At 62.7% G+C, this 19881-nt stretch carries 16 protein-coding genes; 8 read left to right on the forward strand and 8 right to left on the reverse strand.

The window, feature by feature from the left end; all coding sequences use genetic code 11:
* Window positions 1-188 precede the first annotated feature (188 nt).
* Window positions 189-2453 (forward strand): bifunctional diguanylate cyclase/phosphodiesterase, encoded by a 2265-nt coding sequence (locus tag EGJ09_RS14065; protein WP_119688372.1) that lies wholly within the window; start codon window positions 189-191, stop codon window positions 2451-2453.
* Here the strand turns inward: EGJ09_RS14065 and EGJ09_RS14070 are convergent.
* Entirely contained in the window at window positions 2353-3240 is an 888-nt protein-coding gene (locus tag EGJ09_RS14070) for an NAD(P)-dependent oxidoreductase (protein WP_125924209.1), read from the reverse strand. The genes EGJ09_RS14065 and EGJ09_RS14070 overlap by 101 nt on opposite strands.
* A gap of 160 nt (window positions 3241-3400) precedes the next feature.
* On the reverse strand, window positions 3401-3715 hold the full coding sequence (locus EGJ09_RS14075) for a DUF2288 domain-containing protein (RefSeq protein WP_046787726.1): 315 nt from the start codon (window positions 3713-3715) through the stop codon (window positions 3401-3403).
* A gap of 359 nt (window positions 3716-4074) precedes the next feature.
* On the opposite strand from EGJ09_RS14075, the gene EGJ09_RS14085 reads away from it, so the two are divergent.
* The 7 genes from EGJ09_RS14085 (at window position 4075) to EGJ09_RS14115 (ending at window position 11628) form a co-directional block, all read left to right on the forward strand.
* Complete coding sequence (locus EGJ09_RS14085) at window positions 4075-5190, forward strand: branched-chain amino acid ABC transporter substrate-binding protein (RefSeq protein ID WP_125924210.1); 1116 nt, start codon at window positions 4075-4077, stop codon at window positions 5188-5190.
* A gap of 186 nt (window positions 5191-5376) precedes the next feature.
* Window positions 5377-6300 carry a high-affinity branched-chain amino acid ABC transporter permease LivH gene (livH, locus tag EGJ09_RS14090; protein WP_008097482.1) on the forward strand — a complete coding sequence of 308 codons (924 nt, stop codon included), beginning with the start codon at window positions 5377-5379 and terminating at the stop codon, window positions 6298-6300.
* A complete protein-coding gene (locus EGJ09_RS14095; RefSeq protein WP_125924211.1) occupies window positions 6297-7553 on the forward strand; it encodes a high-affinity branched-chain amino acid ABC transporter permease LivM in 1257 nt (418 codons plus the stop codon). Before livH ends, EGJ09_RS14095 begins: the two co-directional genes overlap by 4 nt.
* Complete coding sequence (livG, locus tag EGJ09_RS14100; RefSeq protein WP_039604710.1) at window positions 7550-8317, forward strand: high-affinity branched-chain amino acid ABC transporter ATP-binding protein LivG; 768 nt, start codon at window positions 7550-7552, stop codon at window positions 8315-8317. Before EGJ09_RS14095 ends, livG begins: the two co-directional genes overlap by 4 nt.
* Window positions 8318-9019, forward strand: coding sequence for an ABC transporter ATP-binding protein (locus EGJ09_RS14105; RefSeq protein ID WP_046787727.1), 702 nt, complete (start codon window positions 8318-8320; stop codon window positions 9017-9019).
* A gap of 223 nt (window positions 9020-9242) precedes the next feature.
* Window positions 9243-9917, forward strand: a complete 675-nt coding sequence (locus EGJ09_RS14110) for a COG3650 family protein (protein WP_125924212.1) — start codon at window positions 9243-9245, stop codon at window positions 9915-9917.
* A 103-nt stretch (window positions 9918-10020) separates the two neighbouring features.
* Window positions 10021-11628: an NAD(P)/FAD-dependent oxidoreductase gene (locus EGJ09_RS14115; RefSeq protein WP_115273735.1), complete on the forward strand. Its 1608-nt coding sequence runs from the start codon at window positions 10021-10023 to the stop codon at window positions 11626-11628.
* 77 nt (window positions 11629-11705) lie between these two features.
* On the opposite strand, the gene EGJ09_RS14120 is transcribed toward EGJ09_RS14115, so the two are convergent.
* The 6 genes from EGJ09_RS14120 to dinG all read right to left on the reverse strand — a co-directional run bounded on the left by EGJ09_RS14120 (window position 11706) and on the right by dinG (window position 19867).
* A complete protein-coding gene (locus tag EGJ09_RS14120) occupies window positions 11706-12170 on the reverse strand; it encodes a glycine zipper 2TM domain-containing protein (RefSeq protein ID WP_012313068.1) in 465 nt (154 codons plus the stop codon).
* A gap of 200 nt (window positions 12171-12370) precedes the next feature.
* Window positions 12371-13018 carry a pyridoxamine 5'-phosphate oxidase gene (pdxH, locus tag EGJ09_RS14125; RefSeq protein ID WP_046787730.1) on the reverse strand — a complete coding sequence of 216 codons (648 nt, stop codon included), beginning with the start codon at window positions 13016-13018 and terminating at the stop codon, window positions 12371-12373.
* A 19-nt stretch (window positions 13019-13037) separates the two neighbouring features.
* Window positions 13038-14021 (reverse strand): OmpA family protein, encoded by a 984-nt coding sequence (locus EGJ09_RS14130; protein ID WP_125924213.1) that lies wholly within the window; start codon window positions 14019-14021, stop codon window positions 13038-13040.
* A gap of 99 nt (window positions 14022-14120) precedes the next feature.
* Window positions 14121-15266, reverse strand: a complete 1146-nt coding sequence (locus EGJ09_RS14135) for a serine hydrolase domain-containing protein (protein ID WP_046787732.1) — start codon at window positions 15264-15266, stop codon at window positions 14121-14123.
* A 107-nt stretch (window positions 15267-15373) separates the two neighbouring features.
* A complete protein-coding gene (locus tag EGJ09_RS14140) occupies window positions 15374-17641 on the reverse strand; it encodes a beta-galactosidase (RefSeq protein ID WP_125924214.1) in 2268 nt (755 codons plus the stop codon).
* Window positions 17642-17722: 81 nt separating this feature from the next.
* Window positions 17723-19867, reverse strand: coding sequence for an ATP-dependent DNA helicase DinG (gene dinG, locus EGJ09_RS14145; protein ID WP_046787734.1), 2145 nt, complete (start codon window positions 19865-19867; stop codon window positions 17723-17725).
* Window positions 19868-19881: the final 14 nt, after the last annotated feature.

Genomic DNA, 19881 nt, shown 5'->3' on the forward strand with positions numbered 1-19881 from the left:
CCATTGGGGAGGTGCCCATGCACCTCCCCTCTCCTTTATACCCGCGCGTTATCACCCCAATAACCAAATCGTTGCAATCAAAGAGCCATTACCCCGGAAGGTTTAAACACCCGTTCCTATACTCCTTTCTGGATAGTCTCCTTGGGGGTTGATTGGAGACCAGTGCGAACTCGACCATGGGGCAAGCAATGGAATGGCTGGGACTGCAACTGTTCTCCGATGTGCCGGCTAGCGGTAGCATCGTCATCGACTGCCGTCATGAACCACTACTGATCCTGATCGCCTTCGCCGTGGCCAGCGCGGCCTGCTTTGCCACCCTGGACATGGCCGAGCGCCAATCCCACAGCGAGCAACCGGCTGCCCAGAGGCAATGGCGCATGCTGGGTGCCTGCTGCCTGGCCGGAGGGATCTGGGCGATGCATTTCATCAGCATGCTGGCGTTCAGGGCACCGCTGGAAATGCACTACGACGCCTCGCTGAGCGGCCTTTCGCTGCTGATTGCACTGGGTGTGGCCTGGATGGCGATGACCAGCCTCGATCGCGAGCGCATGGGGCCGCAGCATTACCTGCAAAGCGCCATGCTGATCGGCCTGGGTATCATCCTCATGCATTTTGTCGGCATGGCGGCGTTGCAGACCGGGGCCAAGCAGTACTACCAGACCGAACTGTTGCTGGCCAGCACGGCCATCGCCCTGCTAACCAGCCTGGCCGCACTGCTGATGGCCCGCTACTTCCGCAACGGCAGCGGCACTGTGCATCAAGCCCTGAAATATGGCGCGAGCCTGCTCATGGCCGGCGGCATCGTTGCCACCCATTTCACCGCAATGGCCGCGATGACGCTGGTCATTCCTGCCGACACCGCCCTGCGCTTGCCCTCCGCTGACAACAGCCTGCAACTGGGCCTGACCGTGGCCTTCATTACCCTGCTGATCAGCGCAAGCAGCATCAGCGCTGCCCTGGCCGACAAAAAGCTGCAGAGCAAGGAACACGACCTGCGCAGGGTGAACATGCTGCTCAGCCAACTGGACCAGGCCCGCGCTTCTTTGCAGCAAGCCGCTCACTACGATGCACTGACCAGCCTGGTCAACCGTCGAGGCTTCAACCAGGTGTTCGCCGAACGCCTGGCCGAACAGAACCCCGAAGTGCACCGCCTGGCGGTGATGTTCCTCGATATCGACCATTTCAAACGGATCAACGACAGCCTCGGCCATGACGCCGGTGACCAACTGCTCAAGGTGATCGCCAGCCATATCAAAGCGGCCACACGCAGCCACGACCTGGTGGCACGCTTCGGCGGCGACGAGTTCTGCGTGGTTACCAGCCTCAATGGGCCTGACGAAGCTCGCCATCTGGCGCAGCGCATCATGCAGCGCATGAAGGACCCCATCGACCTGGGCGGGCGGCGCATGGTCATGACCACCAGCATCGGCGTCAGCATTTACCCCGACGACGGCCTCACCGCTGAAGAGCTGCTCAAGCACGCCGACCTTGCCCTGTATCAATCCAAGGGCAGCGGGCGCAACAGCCTGCATTTTTTCAACAGCAGCCTGAAAAACCGCGCCACCCTTGAACTGCAACTGGAAGAAGAGCTGCGCATCGCCTTGCTTGAAGAACGTGGGCTGCGCGTGCATTACCAGCCCATCTATGACTTGGGTAGCGGCCAGGTAGCCAAGCTTGAAGCCCTGGTACGCTGGCAGCATCCGCAGCATGGGCTGCTGAGCCCGGACCGGTTCATCGGCATTGCCGAAGCCAACGGCCTGATCGTCGACCTGGACCTGTGGGTGTTGCGCCACGCCTGTGATGACCTGGCGCAGTTGCATCGCCATGGCTTCGCCGACCTCAAGCTCACGGTCAACTGCTCAGCGGTGACGCTGGGCCATGACGGGTTGCCCAAAGAAGTGGAAATGGCACTGTTCCAAGCGGGCCTGGCACCTCGACACCTGGAACTTGAGGTCACCGAGAATGCCCTGATGGGTGACATCCAGCGCACGCTCAGCCTGCTCAAGCGAATTCGTGGCCAAGGTGTCAGCCTTTCGATCGATGACTTCGGCACAGGGTACTCGTCACTGGCTTACCTCAAGCGCCTGCCTCTGGACGTCCTCAAGATCGACCGTAGCTTTCTTCAGGACGTGCCTGCCAGCCTGAAGGACCGTGAAATCGTCCAGGCGATCATCGCAATGGCCCATACCCTGCATCTTCAGGTGGTCAGCGAGGGTGTAGAAACTGTCGAGCAGCATGAGTTTCTGGCCGCCAACGGCTGCGACTACCTGCAGGGCTACCTGCTCAGCCGGCCGGTACCGCTGGCGGACCTGCGGCCGATCCTGGAGCGGCTCGACCGCCAGGAAGAAGCCTTCAGCGCTTGTTGCGATACAGCTCTACCAGGGTCGCCGGATCTTTTTGCAGATAACCCTGGCTACCGTGCAGGCGCATCAATTGCGCGGCGAGGCCACTGAGGGGGGTCGCCGTGCCCTGTTCGCGGGAGAACTTGACCGCACCGTCGAGGTCCTTGAGCAGCGTGCGCACATGCCATTTCACCGGATCGAAACGGCTTTCGGCCATCTGCGGTGCCAGGATCTGCAGCGGCCTGGAGTCGGCAAAACCACCGGCCAGGGCTTGGGCGATGAGCGTTGCGTCCACACCTGACTGCTCGGCCAACGCCACGACTTCAGCAACCACCAAGGCATTGCAGGCCACGATCATCTGATTGCAGGCCTTGGTCACCTGCCCCGCCCCCCCCCCCCCCATGTGCGTGACCCGCTGGCCAAGGGTAAGCAATACCGGGCGCGCTCGTTCCAGGTCGGCAGCCTCGCCGCCGACCATGATCGCCAGGCTGCCGGCCTCGGCGCCCGGCGTGCCTCCGGAGACGGGCGCATCCAGCCACGCCATGCCACACAGGGCGGCCAGTTCGGCAGCCATCTCGCGGGTAGCGGTCGGCTCAAGGCTGGACAAGTCGACCAGCAGTTGCCCGCTACGCCCACCCTGGGCGATACCCTGCTCGCCGAAAACCACCTCGCGTACCACCTCCGTATCGGCCAGGCACAGCAGCACCATGTCGCTGCCCCGGCACAACCCGGCAGGGTCGGCAGCCAGCTGCGCGCCAGCCGCGACCAGCTCGGCACACTTTTCCGGGCTGCGGTTCCAGACGGTCAGCGGGTAACCTGCGGCCAGCAGGCGCCGACACATCGGCAGCCCCATCAGACCAATCCCGGCGAATCCAAGCAAAGGCAGTTCAGTGCTCATAACGACTCCTGGCAAATCCGATAGTTATCCGGGCCGTACCACGGCCCCATTACGCATCCCGTAAACTGTTACCGCCACGCCGAATTGTTACCTACCTCCACCCCACCTGAACGCCATCGAGCACCAGAATGGGGCGGCTGCGCATTTTCGCGCACCAAAATCATCCGGCGGATTTGGCGCTCTTCACCTGAATCACGATGAACGGCGAAACCACGACCGCCCATATCTCTGGATCGCGGGTTTGCAGGTCGAGCGCCTGTTCGGCCGTGACAGGGCCCACGGTGCCATCATCACGCCACTTGGCGAACATCTCGCTGCGATTCTGCGCCATCACTTCGGCAACCGCTATCAGGTCCAGGCTGGGGTCGACCCAAATCAGGTCACCCTTTGCCCAAAAACGCTCCAATGCCTTCCACTCGATAGTTGCCGTCTCGCCGAGCAATTTGGCATAGAGGGTGCTTGTTTGATCAGTCATGGGTTTCTACCGCAAATATCGGCCAATAAAAAAGGCCGGCATTTTTGCAGAAAAACCCGGTTTCAAATATGTAATTTGGTCGATTGGCCCAGAACTTGTGGGGTAGGGCCGAAGATGCAGGCGATGTAATGGCGCCTTTCTGTATCTTTGTGTCGATCATGCGACAACCCGCGAAACAGGCGCTTTTCGCCCGCTTTTCAAGCGCTCGGGCAGCGCTCTACACTGTACCGGTACAGTTCCGGGACATGTTCCGGGGGAAGGTGGGCATGCAGTGTGGCGTGGCCATACCGCAAATCCCGCCCGGTCTGTAGCCCTGGCCGCCAGGACTATAAGAATTACAACAGAATGAGTGGAGCACTATGATCAAGATTTCCAAGCTGTTCGCCGCAATGGTACTGGCCGGGGTAGCCAGCCATTCGTTTGCCGCCGATACCATCAAGATCGGCATCGCCGGTCCGAAAACCGGTCCTGTGACCCAGTACGGCGACATGCAGTTCATCGGCGCAAAACAGGCCATCAAGGACATCAACGCCAAGGGCGGCGTCGATGGCAAAATGCTTGAAGCCAAGGAATACGACGACGCGTGCGACCCTAAACAGGCCGTGGCAGTCGCCAACAAAGTGGTCAACGACGGCGTCAAGTTCGTCATCGGCCACCTGTGCTCCAGCTCCACCCAGCCAGCGTCCGACATCTACGAAGACGAAGGCGTGATCATGATCACCCCGGCCGCCACCAGCCCGGAAATCACCGCCCGTGGTTACAAGCTGATCTTCCGCACCATCGGCCTGGACAGCGCCCAAGGCCCTGCGGCCGGCAACTACATCGCCGACCACGTCAAGCCGAAGGTCGTTGCAGTGCTGCACGACAAGCAGCAGTACGGTGAAGGCATCGCCACCGCCGTCAAGCAGACCCTGGAAGGCAAAGGCACCAAGGTTGCCGTCTTCGAAGGCCTGAACGCCGGTGACAAGGACTTCTCCTCGATCATCCAGAAGCTCAAGCAGAACAACGTCGACTTCGTCTACTACGGCGGCTACCACCCAGAGCTGGGCCTGATCCTGCGCCAGGCTCAGGAAAAAGGCCTGAAAGCCAAGTTCATGGGGCCAGAAGGCGTAGGCAACGACTCGATCTCGCAAATCGCCCAGAACGCCTCTGAAGGCCTGCTGGTCACCCTGCCGAAGTCGTTCGACGCCGACCCTGAGAACAAGGCCATCGTCGATGCCATCAAGAAGGACGGCAAGGACCCGAGCGGTCCGTTCGTGTTCCCGGCCTACTCCGCCGTGGAGCTGATCGCCAAAGGCATCGAGGCCGCCAAGTCCGAAGACACCGACAAGGTGGCAGCCGCCATCCACGCCGGCTCGTTCAAGACCCCGACCGGCACGCTGTCGTACGACGAAAAAGGCGACCTCAAAGACTTCAAGTTCGTGGTCTACGAATGGCACTTCGGCAAGCCGAAGACCGAAGTCTCCCCTCAGTAACTGCGTGACTGAATAGCTGACCGTAAAAGCCCACTGTGCGAGCAGTGGGCTTTGTTTTACGAGGTTCATGGACCTGATTCCCGCGATCCGGGGGCCGGTTCACCTGAAAATCTTAAAACCGTCACTCGCGGTTTCCTGGCCTACCCCCGCCAGCGAAATGCAAATCAGGTTTTTAGGAGCGCTGTAATGCCTGAGATCTACCATTTCTTCCAACAACTGGTTAATGGATTGACCATCGGCAGCACCTATGCCTTGATCGCCATCGGTTACACGATGGTGTACGGCATCATTGGCATGATCAACTTCGCCCATGGCGAGGTGTACATGATCGGTTCCTATGTGGCCTTCATCGCCCTCGCAGGGCTGGCCATGATGGGTATCCATTCGCTGCCGATCCTGATGACCGTTGCCTTCGTCGCGACGATCTTCGTCACCAGCGCCTATGGCTACAGCATCGAACGGGTTGCCTACCGCCCCCTGCGCAACAGCAACCGTCTGATCCCGCTGATTTCCGCCATCGGCATGTCGATTTTCCTGCAGAACACCGTGCTGCTGTCGCAGGATTCCAAGGACAAATCCATCCCTAACCTGATCCCCGGGAGCTTCTCCTTCGGGCCAGGCGGTGCTGAAGAAGTCCTGATCAGCTACATGCAGATCCTGGTGTTCGTGGTCACCCTGGTGGCCATGACCCTGCTGACCCTGTTCATCTCCCGCTCTCGCCTGGGGCGCGCCTGCCGCGCCTGCGCCGAGGACATCAAGATGGCCAACCTGCTGGGCATCAACACCAACAACATCATCGCCCTGACCTTCGTCATCGGTGCCGCGCTGGCGGCGGTGGCGGCTGTGCTGCTGAGCATGCAGTACGGCGTGATCAACCCCAACGCCGGTTTCCTGGTGGGCCTGAAGGCCTTCACGGCGGCGGTACTGGGTGGCATCGGCAGCATTCCGGGCGCGATGCTCGGTGGCCTGGTGCTGGGCGTGGCCGAAGCCTTTGGCGCTGACATCTTCGGCGACCAGTACAAGGACGTGGTGGCATTCGGCCTGTTGGTTCTTGTCCTGCTGTTCCGGCCGACCGGCATCCTCGGCCGCCCGGAGGTTGAAAAAGTATGAACAGAAATCTCAAACAGGCGTTCTTCAGCGCCTTGCTGGTGTGGGCCGTGGCCTTCCCGGTGCTGGGCCTGAAACTAAGCATCGATGGCATCAGCCTGGTGGTGCACAGCCAGGGCTCGTTCACCATCGGCATCATCGCCGCATGCTCGGTGCTGATGTTCCTGCGCGTGCTGTTCGACAGGCAGTGGAGCTCGGTGATGGGCCGCCGCTCGGATCGCAAGCTGATCTCGCCCGCGGTAAGCAATTACCTGACCCTGCCCAAGACACAGCGCTGGATCATCATCGGGCTGATCGCGGTGGCGCTGGTCTGGCCGTTCTTCGGCTCGCGCGGCGCCGTCGACATCGCCACGCTGATCCTGATCTACGTGTTGCTGGGCCTGGGCCTGAACATCGTGGTCGGCCTGGCGGGCCTGCTGGACCTGGGTTACGTCGGCTTCTACGCTGTCGGCGCCTACAGCTATGCGATGCTGTCGCACTACCTGGGCTGGAGCTTCTGGGTATGCTTGCCGATCGCCGGCCTGATGGCCGCGACCTTCGGCTTCCTGCTCGGCTTCCCGGTGCTGCGCCTGCGCGGTGACTACCTGGCGATCGTGACCCTGGGCTTCGGCGAGATCATCCGCCTGTTCCTGCGAAACCTGACCGACTGGACCGGCGGCCCCAACGGCATCAGCAACATCCCCAAACCGGAGCTCTTCGGCCTCACCTTCGAGCGGCGTGCTGCCGAGGGGATGCAGACCTTCCACGAGTACTTCGGGTTGCCGTACAACTCGATCAACAAGGTCATCTTCCTCTACCTGGTGGCACTGTTGCTGGCACTGCTGGCGCTGTTCGTCATCAATCGCCTGCTGCGCATGCCCATCGGGCGCGCCTGGGAGGCGCTGCGTGAAGATGAGATCGCCTGCCGCGCGCTGGGCCTGAACCCGACCGTGATCAAGCTCTCGGCATTCACCCTGGGCGCCTGCTTCGCCGGTTTCGCCGGCAGCTTCTTCGCCGCCCGTCAAGGGTTGGTGACACCCGAGTCGTTCACCTTCATCGAGTCGGCGATCATCCTCGCCATCGTCGTGCTTGGCGGCATGGGCTCACAACTGGGCGTGATCCTCGCGGCCATCGTGATGATCCTGCTACCTGAGCTGATGCGTGAGTTCAGCGAATACCGGATGTTGATGTTCGGTGCGCTGATGGTGTTGATGATGATCTGGCGTCCGCAAGGCTTGCTGCCTATGCAACGTCCACACATGGAGCTGCGTCGATGAGCCGCGAAATTCTGCAAGTCAGCGGCCTGAGCATGCGCTTCGGCGGCTTGTTGGCGGTCAACGGCGTGGCCCTGACCGTCAAGGAAAAACAGGTAGTGGCGCTGATCGGCCCGAACGGCGCTGGCAAGACCACCGTGTTCAACTGCCTCACCGGCTTCTACAAGCCTAGCGGCGGCACCATCCTGCTCGACGGCCAGCCGATCCAGGGCCTGGCCGGCCACCAGATCGCCCGCAAGGGCGTGGTGCGGACCTTCCAGAACGTGCGCCTGTTCAAAGAGATGACCGCGCTGGAAAACCTGCTGATCGCCCAGCACCGCCACCTCAACACCAACTTCTTCGCCGGCCTGTTCAAGACCCCAAGCTTCCGCCGCAGCGAGAAAGAGGCCTTGGAGCGCGCGCAGTACTGGCTGGAGAAGGTCAATCTGACCGAGTTCGCCAACCGCACCGCCGGCACCCTCGCCTACGGCCAGCAACGCCGCCTGGAAATCGCCCGCTGCATGATGACCCAGCCGCGGATCATCATGCTGGACGAGCCGGCAGCGGGCCTGAACCCCAAGGAAACCGAGGACCTCAAGGCGTTGATCGCCTATCTGCGTGAGTCGCACAACGTCACCGTGCTGCTGATCGAACACGACATGAAGCTGGTGATGAGCATTTCCGACCATATCGTCGTCATCAACCAGGGCACGCCCCTGGCAAACGGCACACCGGAGGAAATTCGCGACAACCCTGACGTGATCAAAGCCTACCTGGGGGAAGCGTAAATGCTGAAGTTCGAGAACGTCTCCACCTTCTACGGCAAGATCCAGGCGTTGCACAGCGTCAACGTCGAGATCAATCAGGGTGAGATCGTCACCCTGATTGGTGCCAACGGTGCGGGCAAGTCAACCTTGCTGATGACCCTGTGCGGCTCGCCGCAGGCGCACAGCGGCAGCATCAAGTACCTGGGTGAAGAGCTGGTCGGACAGCCTTCTTCGCACATCATGCGCAAGAGCATCGCCGTGGTCCCCGAGGGCCGCCGTGTGTTCGCCCGCCTGACCGTCGAGGAAAACCTCGCCATGGGCGGCTTCTTCACCGACAAAGGCGACTATCAGGAGCAACTGGACAAAGTCCTGCAACTGTTCCCGAGGCTGAAAGAGCGTTATCTCCAGCGCGGCGGCACCATGTCCGGCGGCGAGCAGCAGATGCTGGCCATCGGCCGGGCGCTGATGAGCAAGCCCAAGCTGCTGCTGCTTGACGAGCCCTCGTTGGGCCTGGCGCCTATCATCATCCAGCAGATCTTCGACATCATCGAACAGTTGCGCCGCGATGGCGTGACGGTGTTCCTGGTGGAACAGAACGCCAACCAGGCGTTGAAGGTCGCAGATCGGGCCTATGTGCTGGAGAATGGCCGGGTTGTAATGCAAGGCACGGGGGAGGCGCTGCTGACCGACCCGAAAGTGCGTGACGCCTACCTGGGCGGTTGACTGGCAAAGGGCCTCGGGCTTAAGCCAGTCGGTTAGCTTTATCAGGGCTGCTACGCAGCCCACCGCCGGCAAGCCGGCTCCTACAGGGTCTGCGCTGTACCTGTAGCAGCTGGCTTGCCGGCGATGGGCCGCAAAGCGGCCACAAATTGCTTTCTCTTGTGATCAGCGCCTGGCATGGGTACCGTGGCCTGCACTTCATGCAAGCATCCCGGAGCCCCGTCCCATGCGCCTCACCCCTTCCCTGCTACTCACCGCCCTGCTGCCCCTGTTCGCCGGCTGCCAGATGCTGGCCGCCCCACCAAGCGATCCGAACATCGGCACTGTGCGCATGCAGGGCGAATTGAGCGCCGGGGGCGGCCAGTTGCTGTTCAAGCCCTGCAATGAACCCCGTCGCTTCGTGATCAAGGATGTGGCCGGCACCGGCATTTTGCAGGAAGCCGCCAACCTGGCAGACGACGCCGGTGACAAACTGTTCGCCGATGTGCGCGGGCGCCTCACCGGCAGCAAGCAGGCCAACAGCGACGGCCAGCTCGAGGTGCGCCGCCTGTACCGCCTGGACCCGTCCACCCGCGCCTGCGAAGATCCCAACTTCAAGCAGCTGACCCTGCGCGCCAGCGGCCATGAGCCTGAGTGGGACATCAAGGCCAGTGGCAAAGGCATGGTGCTCAACCGCATTGACAAGGAGCCATTGCCGCTGCCCTTCCTGGAAGAGGAAGTGCCCGGCGGCGGCCTGACCCTGAGCAGCGAAGCCAACGGCCAGCAGGTGGAACTGTGGGTCGCCCCGCAGCGTTGCGTCGATACTGCCACCGGTGCCGTGCACCACCTGCGCGCCGAGCTGAGCATCGATGGCCAGACCCTGCAGGGCTGCGGCTACTACGGCGGTGCACGCGACAACTGATCGCCGGGCACTTTTATCCTGCCAGTCAGGGCGGCGAACAGCTTATACTTGGCGGTTTGTGTAAAGCCGCCGGCCGCCCATGGCCGGGATACTGGACCCTGCCATGCTACGAATCACCGAACTGAAGCTGCCCCTGGACCATCCCGACGAAGCGCTGCGCGAAGCCATTGTCCAGCGCCTGGGCATCCGCGATGAGCAACTGCTCAGCTTCAACCTGTTCAAGCGCAGCTACGATGCGCGCAAGAAGAACAGCGAACTGCTGTTCATCTACACCATCGACCTTGAAGCCAGCAACGAAGCGGAGCTACTAGCCAAGTTCGCTGACGATCGCAACATCAGCGTCGCGCCGGATGTCACCTACAAGTACGTTGGCCACGCCCCTGCCGACCTGCAGGAGCGTCCGGTCGTGGTCGGCTTCGGCCCGTGCGGCATCTTCGCCGGCCTGCTGCTGGCCCAGATGGGCTTCAAGCCGATCATCCTGGAGCGTGGCAAGGAAGTGCGCCAGCGCACCAAGGACACCTGGGGCCTGTGGCGCAAGAGCGTGCTCAACCCCGAGTCCAACGTGCAGTTCGGCGAAGGCGGTGCCGGGACCTTCTCCGACGGCAAGCTGTACAGCCAGATCAAGGACCCGCTTCACCATGGCCGCAAGGTACTGGAAGAGTTCGTCAAGGCCGGTGCGCCGGACGAGATCCTCTACATCAACAAGCCGCACATCGGTACCTTCCGCCTGACCGGCATGGTCGAGCAGATGCGCCAGGACATCATCGCCCTGGGCGGTGAAGTGCGCTTCCAGGAAAAAGTCACCGACCTGCTGATCGACGATGGCCAACTGAGCGGCGTGGTGCTGGAGAGCGGCGAGCAGCTGCAGTCGCGCCACGTGGTGCTTGCCTTGGGCCACAGCGCCCGTGACACCTTCCGCATGCTGCACGGCAAAGGCGTGTTCATGGAAGCCAAGCCCTTCTCGGTGGGCTTCCGTATCGAGCACCCGCAAACGCTGATCGACAAGGCGCGCCTTGGCAAATATGCCGGTCACCCGAAACTGGGTGCCGCTGACTACAAGCTGGTGTACCACGCCAAGAACGGCCGCTCTGTATACAGCTTCTGCATGTGCCCCGGCGGTACCGTGGTCGCTGCCACCAGCGAACCAGGCCGCGTCGTCACCAATGGCATGAGCCAGTATTCGCGTAACGAGCGCAACGCCAACTCCGGCATCGTGGTCGGTATCGACCCTGAGCGCGATTACCCGGGCGGCCCGCTGGCGGGTATCGAGCTGCAGGAGCGCCTGGAGGCGCACGCTTATGTAATGGGCGGTAGCAACTATCAGGCACCGGCACAGTTGGTGGGTGACTTCGTTGCCGGCAAACCCTCCACCGCGCTGGGTAGCGTCGAGCCGTCTTACAAGCCGGGCGTGACCTTGGGTGACCTGGCGCCGAGTTTGCCGGATTTCGCCATCGAGGCAATCCGCGAGGCGCTGCCAGCCTTCGATCGACAGATCAAAGGCTACAACCTGCATGATGCAGTGCTGACTGGCATCGAGACACGCACCTCCTCGCCGCTGCGCATCACCCGCGGCGAGGATTACCAGAGCCTGAACGTGAAGGGGTTGTTCCCTGCAGGTGAAGGTGCCGGGTACGCCGGGGGCATTCTTTCGGCGGGTGTTGATGGCATTCGCATTGCCGAAGCCGTGGCGCGGGATATGCTTGGGCTGTAAGCCGGCGACAGGGCCAGGGCAGGCAAATAAAAAACCCCGAACGGGCCTGGCCAGTTCGGGGTTTTGTTTTGGCGCGGTCAGTGCGTAACGCGGCTGGTACCGTCGACAGTCATGATGCGCACACGCTCACCGACGCGGAAGATTTCGTTCTCCTGCACGGCCTGAACGTAGGCGCGCATGCTGCCATCGTCCTCACGCACGGTGATTTCGACACCTTGGGTGCGGGTGATGCCTTCCTCGGCAGCGGAACCCGCCAGGCCACCGGCCACGGCACCGATTACCGCTGCAACGATACTGCCACGGCCACCACCAATGGCACTGCCGGCAACACCACCGACAATCGCACCTGCACCGCCGCCGATAGGGGTTTTGGTGCCTTCGATCTTGACCGGACGCAGGGACTCGATAGTACCCATGCGCACGGTCTGCACGCGACGGGCCTCATCACGGGAGTAGCTGTCGCCGGTCAGGCTCGAAGCACAGCCGCCCAACAACAACGACATGGTGGTAAAGGTCGCCACCAGCAAAGCGGATTTACGCATGGGTAAAGTCTCCATAAGTCAGGTGTCCATTAGACGCTGCACCTCGACGGCTGTCACGGTAGCAAAGCCATAAAATTATTTCCGTTCAGCTACGGTACAGTCTCCGAGCCGGGCCTGGAAATCTAGACAGAGGATAGTCAGGGTTTACTGCATTGAAGTGGTGACAGCATGCATGGGGCTACCGCGCAGCCCCATGAACGTCACGGAGCCAGGCGCTCGCGCTGCCACTGGCCATCGACCCACCGATAGTTCAGCCGGTCGTGCAGCCGGCTCGCCCGCCCTTGCCAGAACTCGATGCGCTCGGGCAGCAGGCGGTAGCCTCCCCAATGCTCGGGGCAGTGGGGCTGGGTGTCGGAGAACCGGGCCTCAGTGGCCTTCACCAGCCCTTCGAGCGCCTCGCGGCTGGCAATCACCCGGCTTTGCGGTGACGCCCAGGCCCCAAGGCGGCTACCCAGCGGGCGGACCTGGTAATAGTCATCCGACTCTTGGGGCGTAACCTTTTCCACACGCCCCTCAATGCGCACCTGACGTTCCAGCGCCGGCCAGAAGAAGGTCATGGCAGCGTAGGGGTTGGCCTGGAGTTGCTGGCCCTTGGCGCTGTCGTAGTTGGTGAAGAAGGTGAACCCTCGGTCGTCGAGCCCCTTGAGCAGCAAAACGCGGCAATGGGGACGGCCATCACCGTCGACCGTGGCGAGGGTCATGGCATTGGCCTCCACCGGTGCCTGCTCGGTCTTTACCGCATCGGCGAACCACTGATGGAACAGAGCGAACGGCTCGCCCGGCGCCTGGGCTTCTGCCAGGCCATCACGGGTGTAGTCGCGGCGCATATCGGCCAGGGATTGGGTCATGGCTGCGTTTCCTTGACGATCAGTTGGTCTTCGCAGGGCTGTTGGCGGCTACTTTTTTCTCGGCGGTAGCTTTCTTGGCAGCGGGCTTGGCCGGCGCGGCTTTCTTTTTGGCGGTGGTTTTAGCAGGTGCCTTGGCTTTGGCTGCAGGCTTTTTGGCAGCAGGTTTGGCCGCTGCCTTGGCGGCTGGTTTGGTAACAGCTGCCTTGGTAGCGGGTGCCTTGGTGTCCTGGACAGCGACCATCGAGGCCGGTGCCGGCGCTGGCCGCTGATATTTGGCCATCAGGGCAAGCATGGTGTTCTGCGGGGTCAGCAGCATCTCCACGCGGCGGTTAAGGGACCGGCCTTCGACGCTGTCGTTGGCCGCGCGCGGCATTTCAGAGCCCATGCCCTTGAGCGAAAGACGGTCACGCTTCAAGCCGCTCAAACGGAAGATCGCCGACACGGAAGCGGCGCGCTCCAGGCTGAGCTTCTGGTTGGTAGCAGCAGCGCCGCTGGTGTCGGCGTGGCCCAGCACCAGCACGGCAGTCTTGGGGTCGCCTTCGACGGCTTTGGCCACACGGGTAATCGGGCCCAGGCTCATAGGCAACAGCATGTTCGGACGGTCCGGGTTGTAGGAGCTGTCAGCCGGGATGGTCACAACCAACACATTCTCACGGCGCTCCAGCTCCAGTTTGCTGTCCTTGATCGCTTCACGCAGTTTTGGCTCGTACTGATCGAGCCAGGCCTGGGTGGCCTTTTCGTCGATTTTTGGTACAACCGGGCCCTTGGCCTGCTTGTCGTCACCGCCAAAGGGCCACCACCAGCGGCTGGCGCTCTCGGACTTGGCATCGGCCTTGGCGACTTTTTCGGTGACGGCCTGCTTCACTTCCTGCTCGGCGACCTCGTCCGTACCGAATGGCCACCAGCTGCTGAGGCCGCCCTTCGCGGCATCCTGGGAATGGCTGGCGCAGCCGGTCATAGCGGTCAGGCACAGGGCGAGAGCTAAGGTTTTATGTGAAGACATCAGCGATACACCATGAAATAGAAAGAAATTTTGCCCACACACTTGAGGCGTTGGCATTGAGGATAGTCAAAGGGGTTGCGCAATACCCGCGTTACCCGATCAAAGGCAAGTGCCAAGGACACGCACCAGTTGCTGGGCTCTTGGGTCCATGAGCACGTAAGGGCCAAGGGTATTGACCACGAAACCGAAGGCAACGTCGTGCTCGGGGTCGGCAAAACCGACAGAACCACCTGCGCCGGGATGCCCAAAGGCCCGCGCCCCCAGGCCGAAGGTGGCGTTGGCCACTGTGGGCTGGTCCAGCATGCAGCCAAGCCCGAAACGGGTCTGGGTCAGCAGGGTACGATCCTCGCCGATGCTGTGTTCACGCGTCAGTTCATCGAGCAATTCAGACTCGAGCAAGCTGCCGTCGAGCAGGCCGGCATAGAAACCCGCCAGGCTACGGGCATTGCCGTGACCGTTGGCCGCCGGTTGCTGCATGCGGCGCCACTCAGGCTTGTTGGTGCTGGTGAGGATGGCCGGCGGGTTGGTGAACGCACGGGTAGACAACGCCTCGGGCTCACGCATGGTCACCTGCAGCAAGCGCTGGGCGGCAGCATCGCCGGCGTTGCCCTTGCCGCGTGCGATATGGGCCACGCGATCGAATTCTTCGTCCGCCAGGCCTACATGGAAATCCAGCCCCAGCGGCCGCGCGGTACGCGCCACGATCGACTCCCCTGGGCCACGCCCATCGGCGCGGCGGATCAGCTCGCCGATCAGCCAGCCGTAGGTGATGGCGGCATAGCCGTGCGCGGTACCCGGCGCCCACCAAGGTGTTTCGGCGGCTAGCGCATCGACCATGGTTTGCCAGTCATACAGGGCCTCTGCTGGCAGCAGCTCGCGGATGGCGGGCAAACCCGCCCTGTGGCTGAGCAGCTGGCGCAGGGTGACGCTCTCTTTGCCTGCCTGGGCAAACTCGGGCCAATAGCGCGCCACCGGAGCATCCAGCGCCAGCTTGCCCTCACCGACCAGTTGCAGTGCGGTGACGGCAGTGAAGGTCTTGGTGCAGGAGAACAGATTGGCGATGGTATCGCTGTGCCAGGCCTGCTGGCCGTCTTTGTCGGCGCTGCCCGCCCAAAGGTCGATTACAGTCTCGCCACCGACTTGAATGCACAGCGCCGCGCCGCGCTCCTGGGGATCATCGAACAATGCCGCAAACGCTTCGCGCACTGCCTCGAACTTCAGCTCATAGTGACCCTGGATCTGCACCCGCCTGTTCTCCGTTCGACCTTGCTGAAAAAGGGAGGCATTGTTTCAGTAGTTGGCGGTTTTGCCTACTGGGCAAGGCTGGATGATCACGCAGAAAAGCACCCTTTTCAGGGCGCCTCGTCGGTTGGCGCGCCCGTGGTAGAGCCCCCTTCGTGCAACAGGCTGCTCAACTGACCAACGGCCTGCCGGTTACTCTTGCGCACCGCCTCGACAAAACCCGGATATGGCATATCGGTGATCGCCACCAGCCCGAGGTGCCCGTTTTCGCCATCGAGCAAACGCCCGCTGGCAGGCTGGTCGAGGTACTGGAACCAGTGAGCGCCGACAATCATCGGCTGCGCCAGTGCCGCCTTGAGGAAGTTGCCGTAGGCCGGGCCCCGATCCTCTTCACGCGCCACTTCCACCGGCCCCGGCCAGAAAGGCCCACGGTCACGGGAACCGAACTGGAATTCGGACACCAGCACCGGCTTGTCCAGCTCCGCCAGCTGGGCGAAGTCGTAGCCGTCATCGGGTTTGAGGGTATAGAAGTTGAAGCTCAGCACATCGCAGAACTCGGCGCAGGCCTTGACCGCTTCGGGTGTGCTGACGGCAAAGCGCCCGCCCAGCAGAAGGTGGTTGGGCGCATGCCAGTTCAGCGAATCGGCGATGGTCTTGAAATAGGTTTCGGCGAACACCTGCTGGAAGTGCTGGTAATCGCGTTCGATCTCAGGGTGCTCGGGGTTGGGCAGCGGCGCCTCGAAGCCTGGGTCTTCCATCAATTCCCAGGCTTGCAGGTCGATGCCCCAGGCCTTGGACAGCCCCTGCTGGTTACGGTACTTGTCGCGCAGTTGCTTGAGGAAGGCACGCTTGGCCGGCACATCGGTTGTCAGACGCAGGGTGCCATAGGCAAGGCCGTAACGGGCCTTGGGGTCATTGCCAGGCGCAGCCCAGGCCAGCTCGTTATCGGCAAAGTACCCAATCAGCCAGGGATCATCCCGGTGGTCACGGGCGGCGATGGCCACGGCTCGCTCGGTGGCCATGGCGAAACGCGGATCGAACGGGTCGGGCATGCGCCCCCACCAGTCCATGCCTGTGCTGATGCTGGCATAGTCACCGACGATCGACAGCGGCAGGGTATAGGGCATGCGTTTGGCCTGGCCGAGTTCGGGGTCGCTCCAGTTGCCCAGGGTGTTGAAGCCCCAGGCCTGCAACCGGTCGAGCGTATGCGCCTGCCAACGAGCGCTATCCAGCGCAAGGGGCGGGCAGGGCGCGGCAGGTTGCCCCTCCTCCCCTGCCGGGCAAGGTTTGCCATGGGCGCGCTGGATGTTGGCTGCATAGAAGTCGAACCAACGCCCCTTCTTGAAGTTGCGCCCCTGCGACGATGCATTGCCATCATCGTTGTTGCCCTCGCCATAAAAGGCGGCAAGCGCGTCACCTTCGCCCGGCAGCACGCCGAACATCCCTTCGCGGCCCGCGACATAGGTACGCCCGCCATCGGCAGCCACGGCATTGACGCCCAACGAGTAGAACGGATGGCCCTCGGGGGTCACAAGGTGCCAGCGGCCGTCACGCTTTTCCGTACGGAAGAAACCCTTGGCGTCGAACGCCGGCCCGGCAAGCAGGCCGCCGTAGCTGTCCAGCTGTTGCTTGTGATGCTCGGCCAGCCAGGCCTTGAGCTGTTGCTGCTCGCGGTTGTCAGCAGCTTTCAGTTGTTCATCGTTGACCACCTTTTCGGGCCAGCGGCCGCGCGTGGACTGGCCATAAGCATCGATCAGTGCGTGGTAGGCCGCCTGGTAGGCAAGGTCGTCGTCCTGAATACCGACCTTCTCGATCAGCAGGTTCTGCGCAACCTTGGGGCCGGGGATGCTCAAGCTGACAGATACCACCTGCTTGAGATCGACCTCACCGGCGCTGCTGGTCAGCAGCAACCGTTGCCCTTCATGGGTCCAGGGCATCGGTGGGCCGGCGCGCATGCCCTGGCTCAGGGGGGAACTGGCCTTGAGCGGCACCATGACCGTCTGCGCAGGCCCTGCAGGCAGGTCGATACGGCTGGTCAGGGTACGGCCATCGCTTCCCAGCACCGTGACATCGACGGTCAGTGCCCAGTCCATGGCACTTTGCAGGCGCAAGGTCAGAAACTGCCCGGCCGACCAATCCCATGCGCCACTGTGAGGGCTCAGCCGCAGGGTCGGCCGTTCGACCGGGTTGAACACCACCCGCCGCAACACCTCGCCTTCTGCGGTCTGTTCTGCGTTGTACTGCGGCATCCCGGCCCCCTCAGTGGCCACATTGACGACCGAAGCCGGGCGCACGAAGCTGAACAGCGTCTGCTGCCCGGCCATTGCAGAGGCGCTGAACAACAGGGTGAGAACAGCAGGCAAGGTGCGGCGGATCATAGGGCTCAGGCTCTCCTTCCAGGCCCTCATGGGCCCGCGACAGAGTGGTGGACAACGGGCCGGCACATCATGCTCCGGCCTTCAGGAAATCTCCCGCCGGAAGGGCGGCAGCGCATTGAGAATAGCCTTGCCGTAGCGTTGGGTGACCAGACGCCGGTCAAGCAAGGTAATGACGCCCCGGTCCTGCTCGGTACGCAGCAGGCGACCGCAGGCCTGAATCAGCTTCAACGATGCATCGGGTACGGCAATTTCCATGAAGGGGTTGCCACCGCGGGCCTCGATCCACTCGGCCAGTGCCGCCTCGACCGGATCGTCAGGCACGGCGAAGGGGATCTTGGCGATCACCACATGCTCGCAGTAGGCACCGGGCAGGTCGACGCCCTCGGCGAAGCTGGCCAGACCGAACAGCACACTGTGCTGGCCATCATCGACCCGCGCCTTGTGCTTGTTCAGGGTTTCCTGCTTGGACAGGTTGCCCTGAATCAGCACCAGCTTGCGCCAGTCGCGGTCCAGGCCGTCGAAGACTTCCTGCATCTGTTTGCGCGAGGAGAACAGTACCAGCGCACCGCGGGCGTCCTCGACGATGTTCGGCAGCTCGCGGATGATCGCAGCGGTATGCGCCGCAGCATCGCGCGGGTCGGCCTTGAGGTCGGGCACCCGCAGCAGGCCGGCATCGCCATGCACGAACGGGCTGGGCACCACGCAGGTCATCGCATCGCGCGGCAGGCCCGAGCGCATGCGGAAACGGTCGAACTTGCCCAGCGCGGTCAGCGTCGCCGAGGTTACCAGCGCGCCATGGGCCACGCTCCACAGGCTGCGCCGCAGCATTTCGGCTGCCAGAATGGGGCTGGCGTTGACCTCGATGTCGAACAGCGCGCCGCTTTCGGCCAGGGTCAACCAGCGGGCCATGGGCGGGCTGTCTTGCGGGTCCTCGGCAGTGAAGGCGGTCCACAGCTCCCAGTTGCCTTGGGCGCGGGTGACCAGGCTGCCGAACAAGGGGTACCACTCTTCGGCCTGATGGCTGGCGATACCGATGTTGACCTCGCCGTCCATGCCTTCTTTGAGCAGGTCGGCCAGGCGAGTGAACAGGTCGTTGAGGCGGGCGAAGCCCTTTTTCAGCTCGATGCCGACGTCGCGGATCTGCTCGGGTACCACGCCGCCTTCGAAGCGATAGCGCGGGCGCTCACGCCCCTCCACGTCCTCGCTGGGACGGAAGTCGGCGACTTGCTCGCACAAGGTGAACATGAACTGTTGCTGGGTGCGGATTTCCCGCGCCAGCTCCGGCACCTGCTCGATCAGCTTGCCCAGATCGCCCGGCAACGGGTGCTGGGCCAACAGCTTGGTCAGGTTCTTGGCGGTCTGCTCCAGCCAGTCGGCAGTGGAGCGCAAACGGGAAAAGTGGGCGAAGTGGCCGATGGCCTTGTCGGGCAGGTGGTGGCCTTCGTCGAACACGTACATCGTGTCACGCGGGTCAGGCAGCACCGCGCCGCCACCCAGGGCCAGGTCGGCCAGGACCATGTCGTGGTTGGTGACGATCACATCGACCTTGCCCATGCCTTCGCGGGCCTTGTAGAACACGCACTGCTGGAAGTTGGGGCAGTGGCGGCCGGTACATTGGCTGTGGTCGGTGGTCAGCCGCGCCCAGTCCTGGTCTTCCAGGGCCTCGGGCCAGCTGTCACGGTCGCCGTCCCAGCGATTGCCGGCGAGCTTCTCGATCATGCTGTTGAACAGCTTCTGGCTGCGCTCGTCGACCTCGATGTGAAAGCCCTCTTCCTCGAACAGCTGGGCAGTGGCCGATTGCGCATGGCCCTCCTGCAGCAGGACGTCGAGCTTGGACAGGCACAGGTAGCGGCCGCGGCCCTTGGCCAGGGCGAAGCTGAAGTTCAGGCCGCTGCTGCGCATGAGGTCGGGCAGGTCCTTGAAGACGATCTGCTCCTGCAGGGCCACGGTCGCGGTGGCGATCACCAGGCGCTTGCCAGCCGCCTTGGCGGCCGGGATTGCGGCCAGGCTATAGGCGACCGTCTTGCCGGTACCGGTACCCGCCTCGACCGCGACCACGGCAGGCTCGCCCGCGCGGCGGCCTTCGTCGTCGCAGGCGATGTCGCCGAGTACCTTGGCCACTTCGGCGATCATCAGGCGCTGGCCATAACGCGGCTTGAGGCTCTTGGCTTCGAGAAAACGCGAGTAGGCGCCCTGGATGGTGGCTTTGAGTTCGTTGCTGATCATGGTCTGCAGGCGCC

This window comes from Pseudomonas sp. p106, from assembly GCF_003936645.1.
GTDB classification, from domain to species: Bacteria; Pseudomonadota; Gammaproteobacteria; order Pseudomonadales; family Pseudomonadaceae; genus Aquipseudomonas; species Aquipseudomonas putida_E.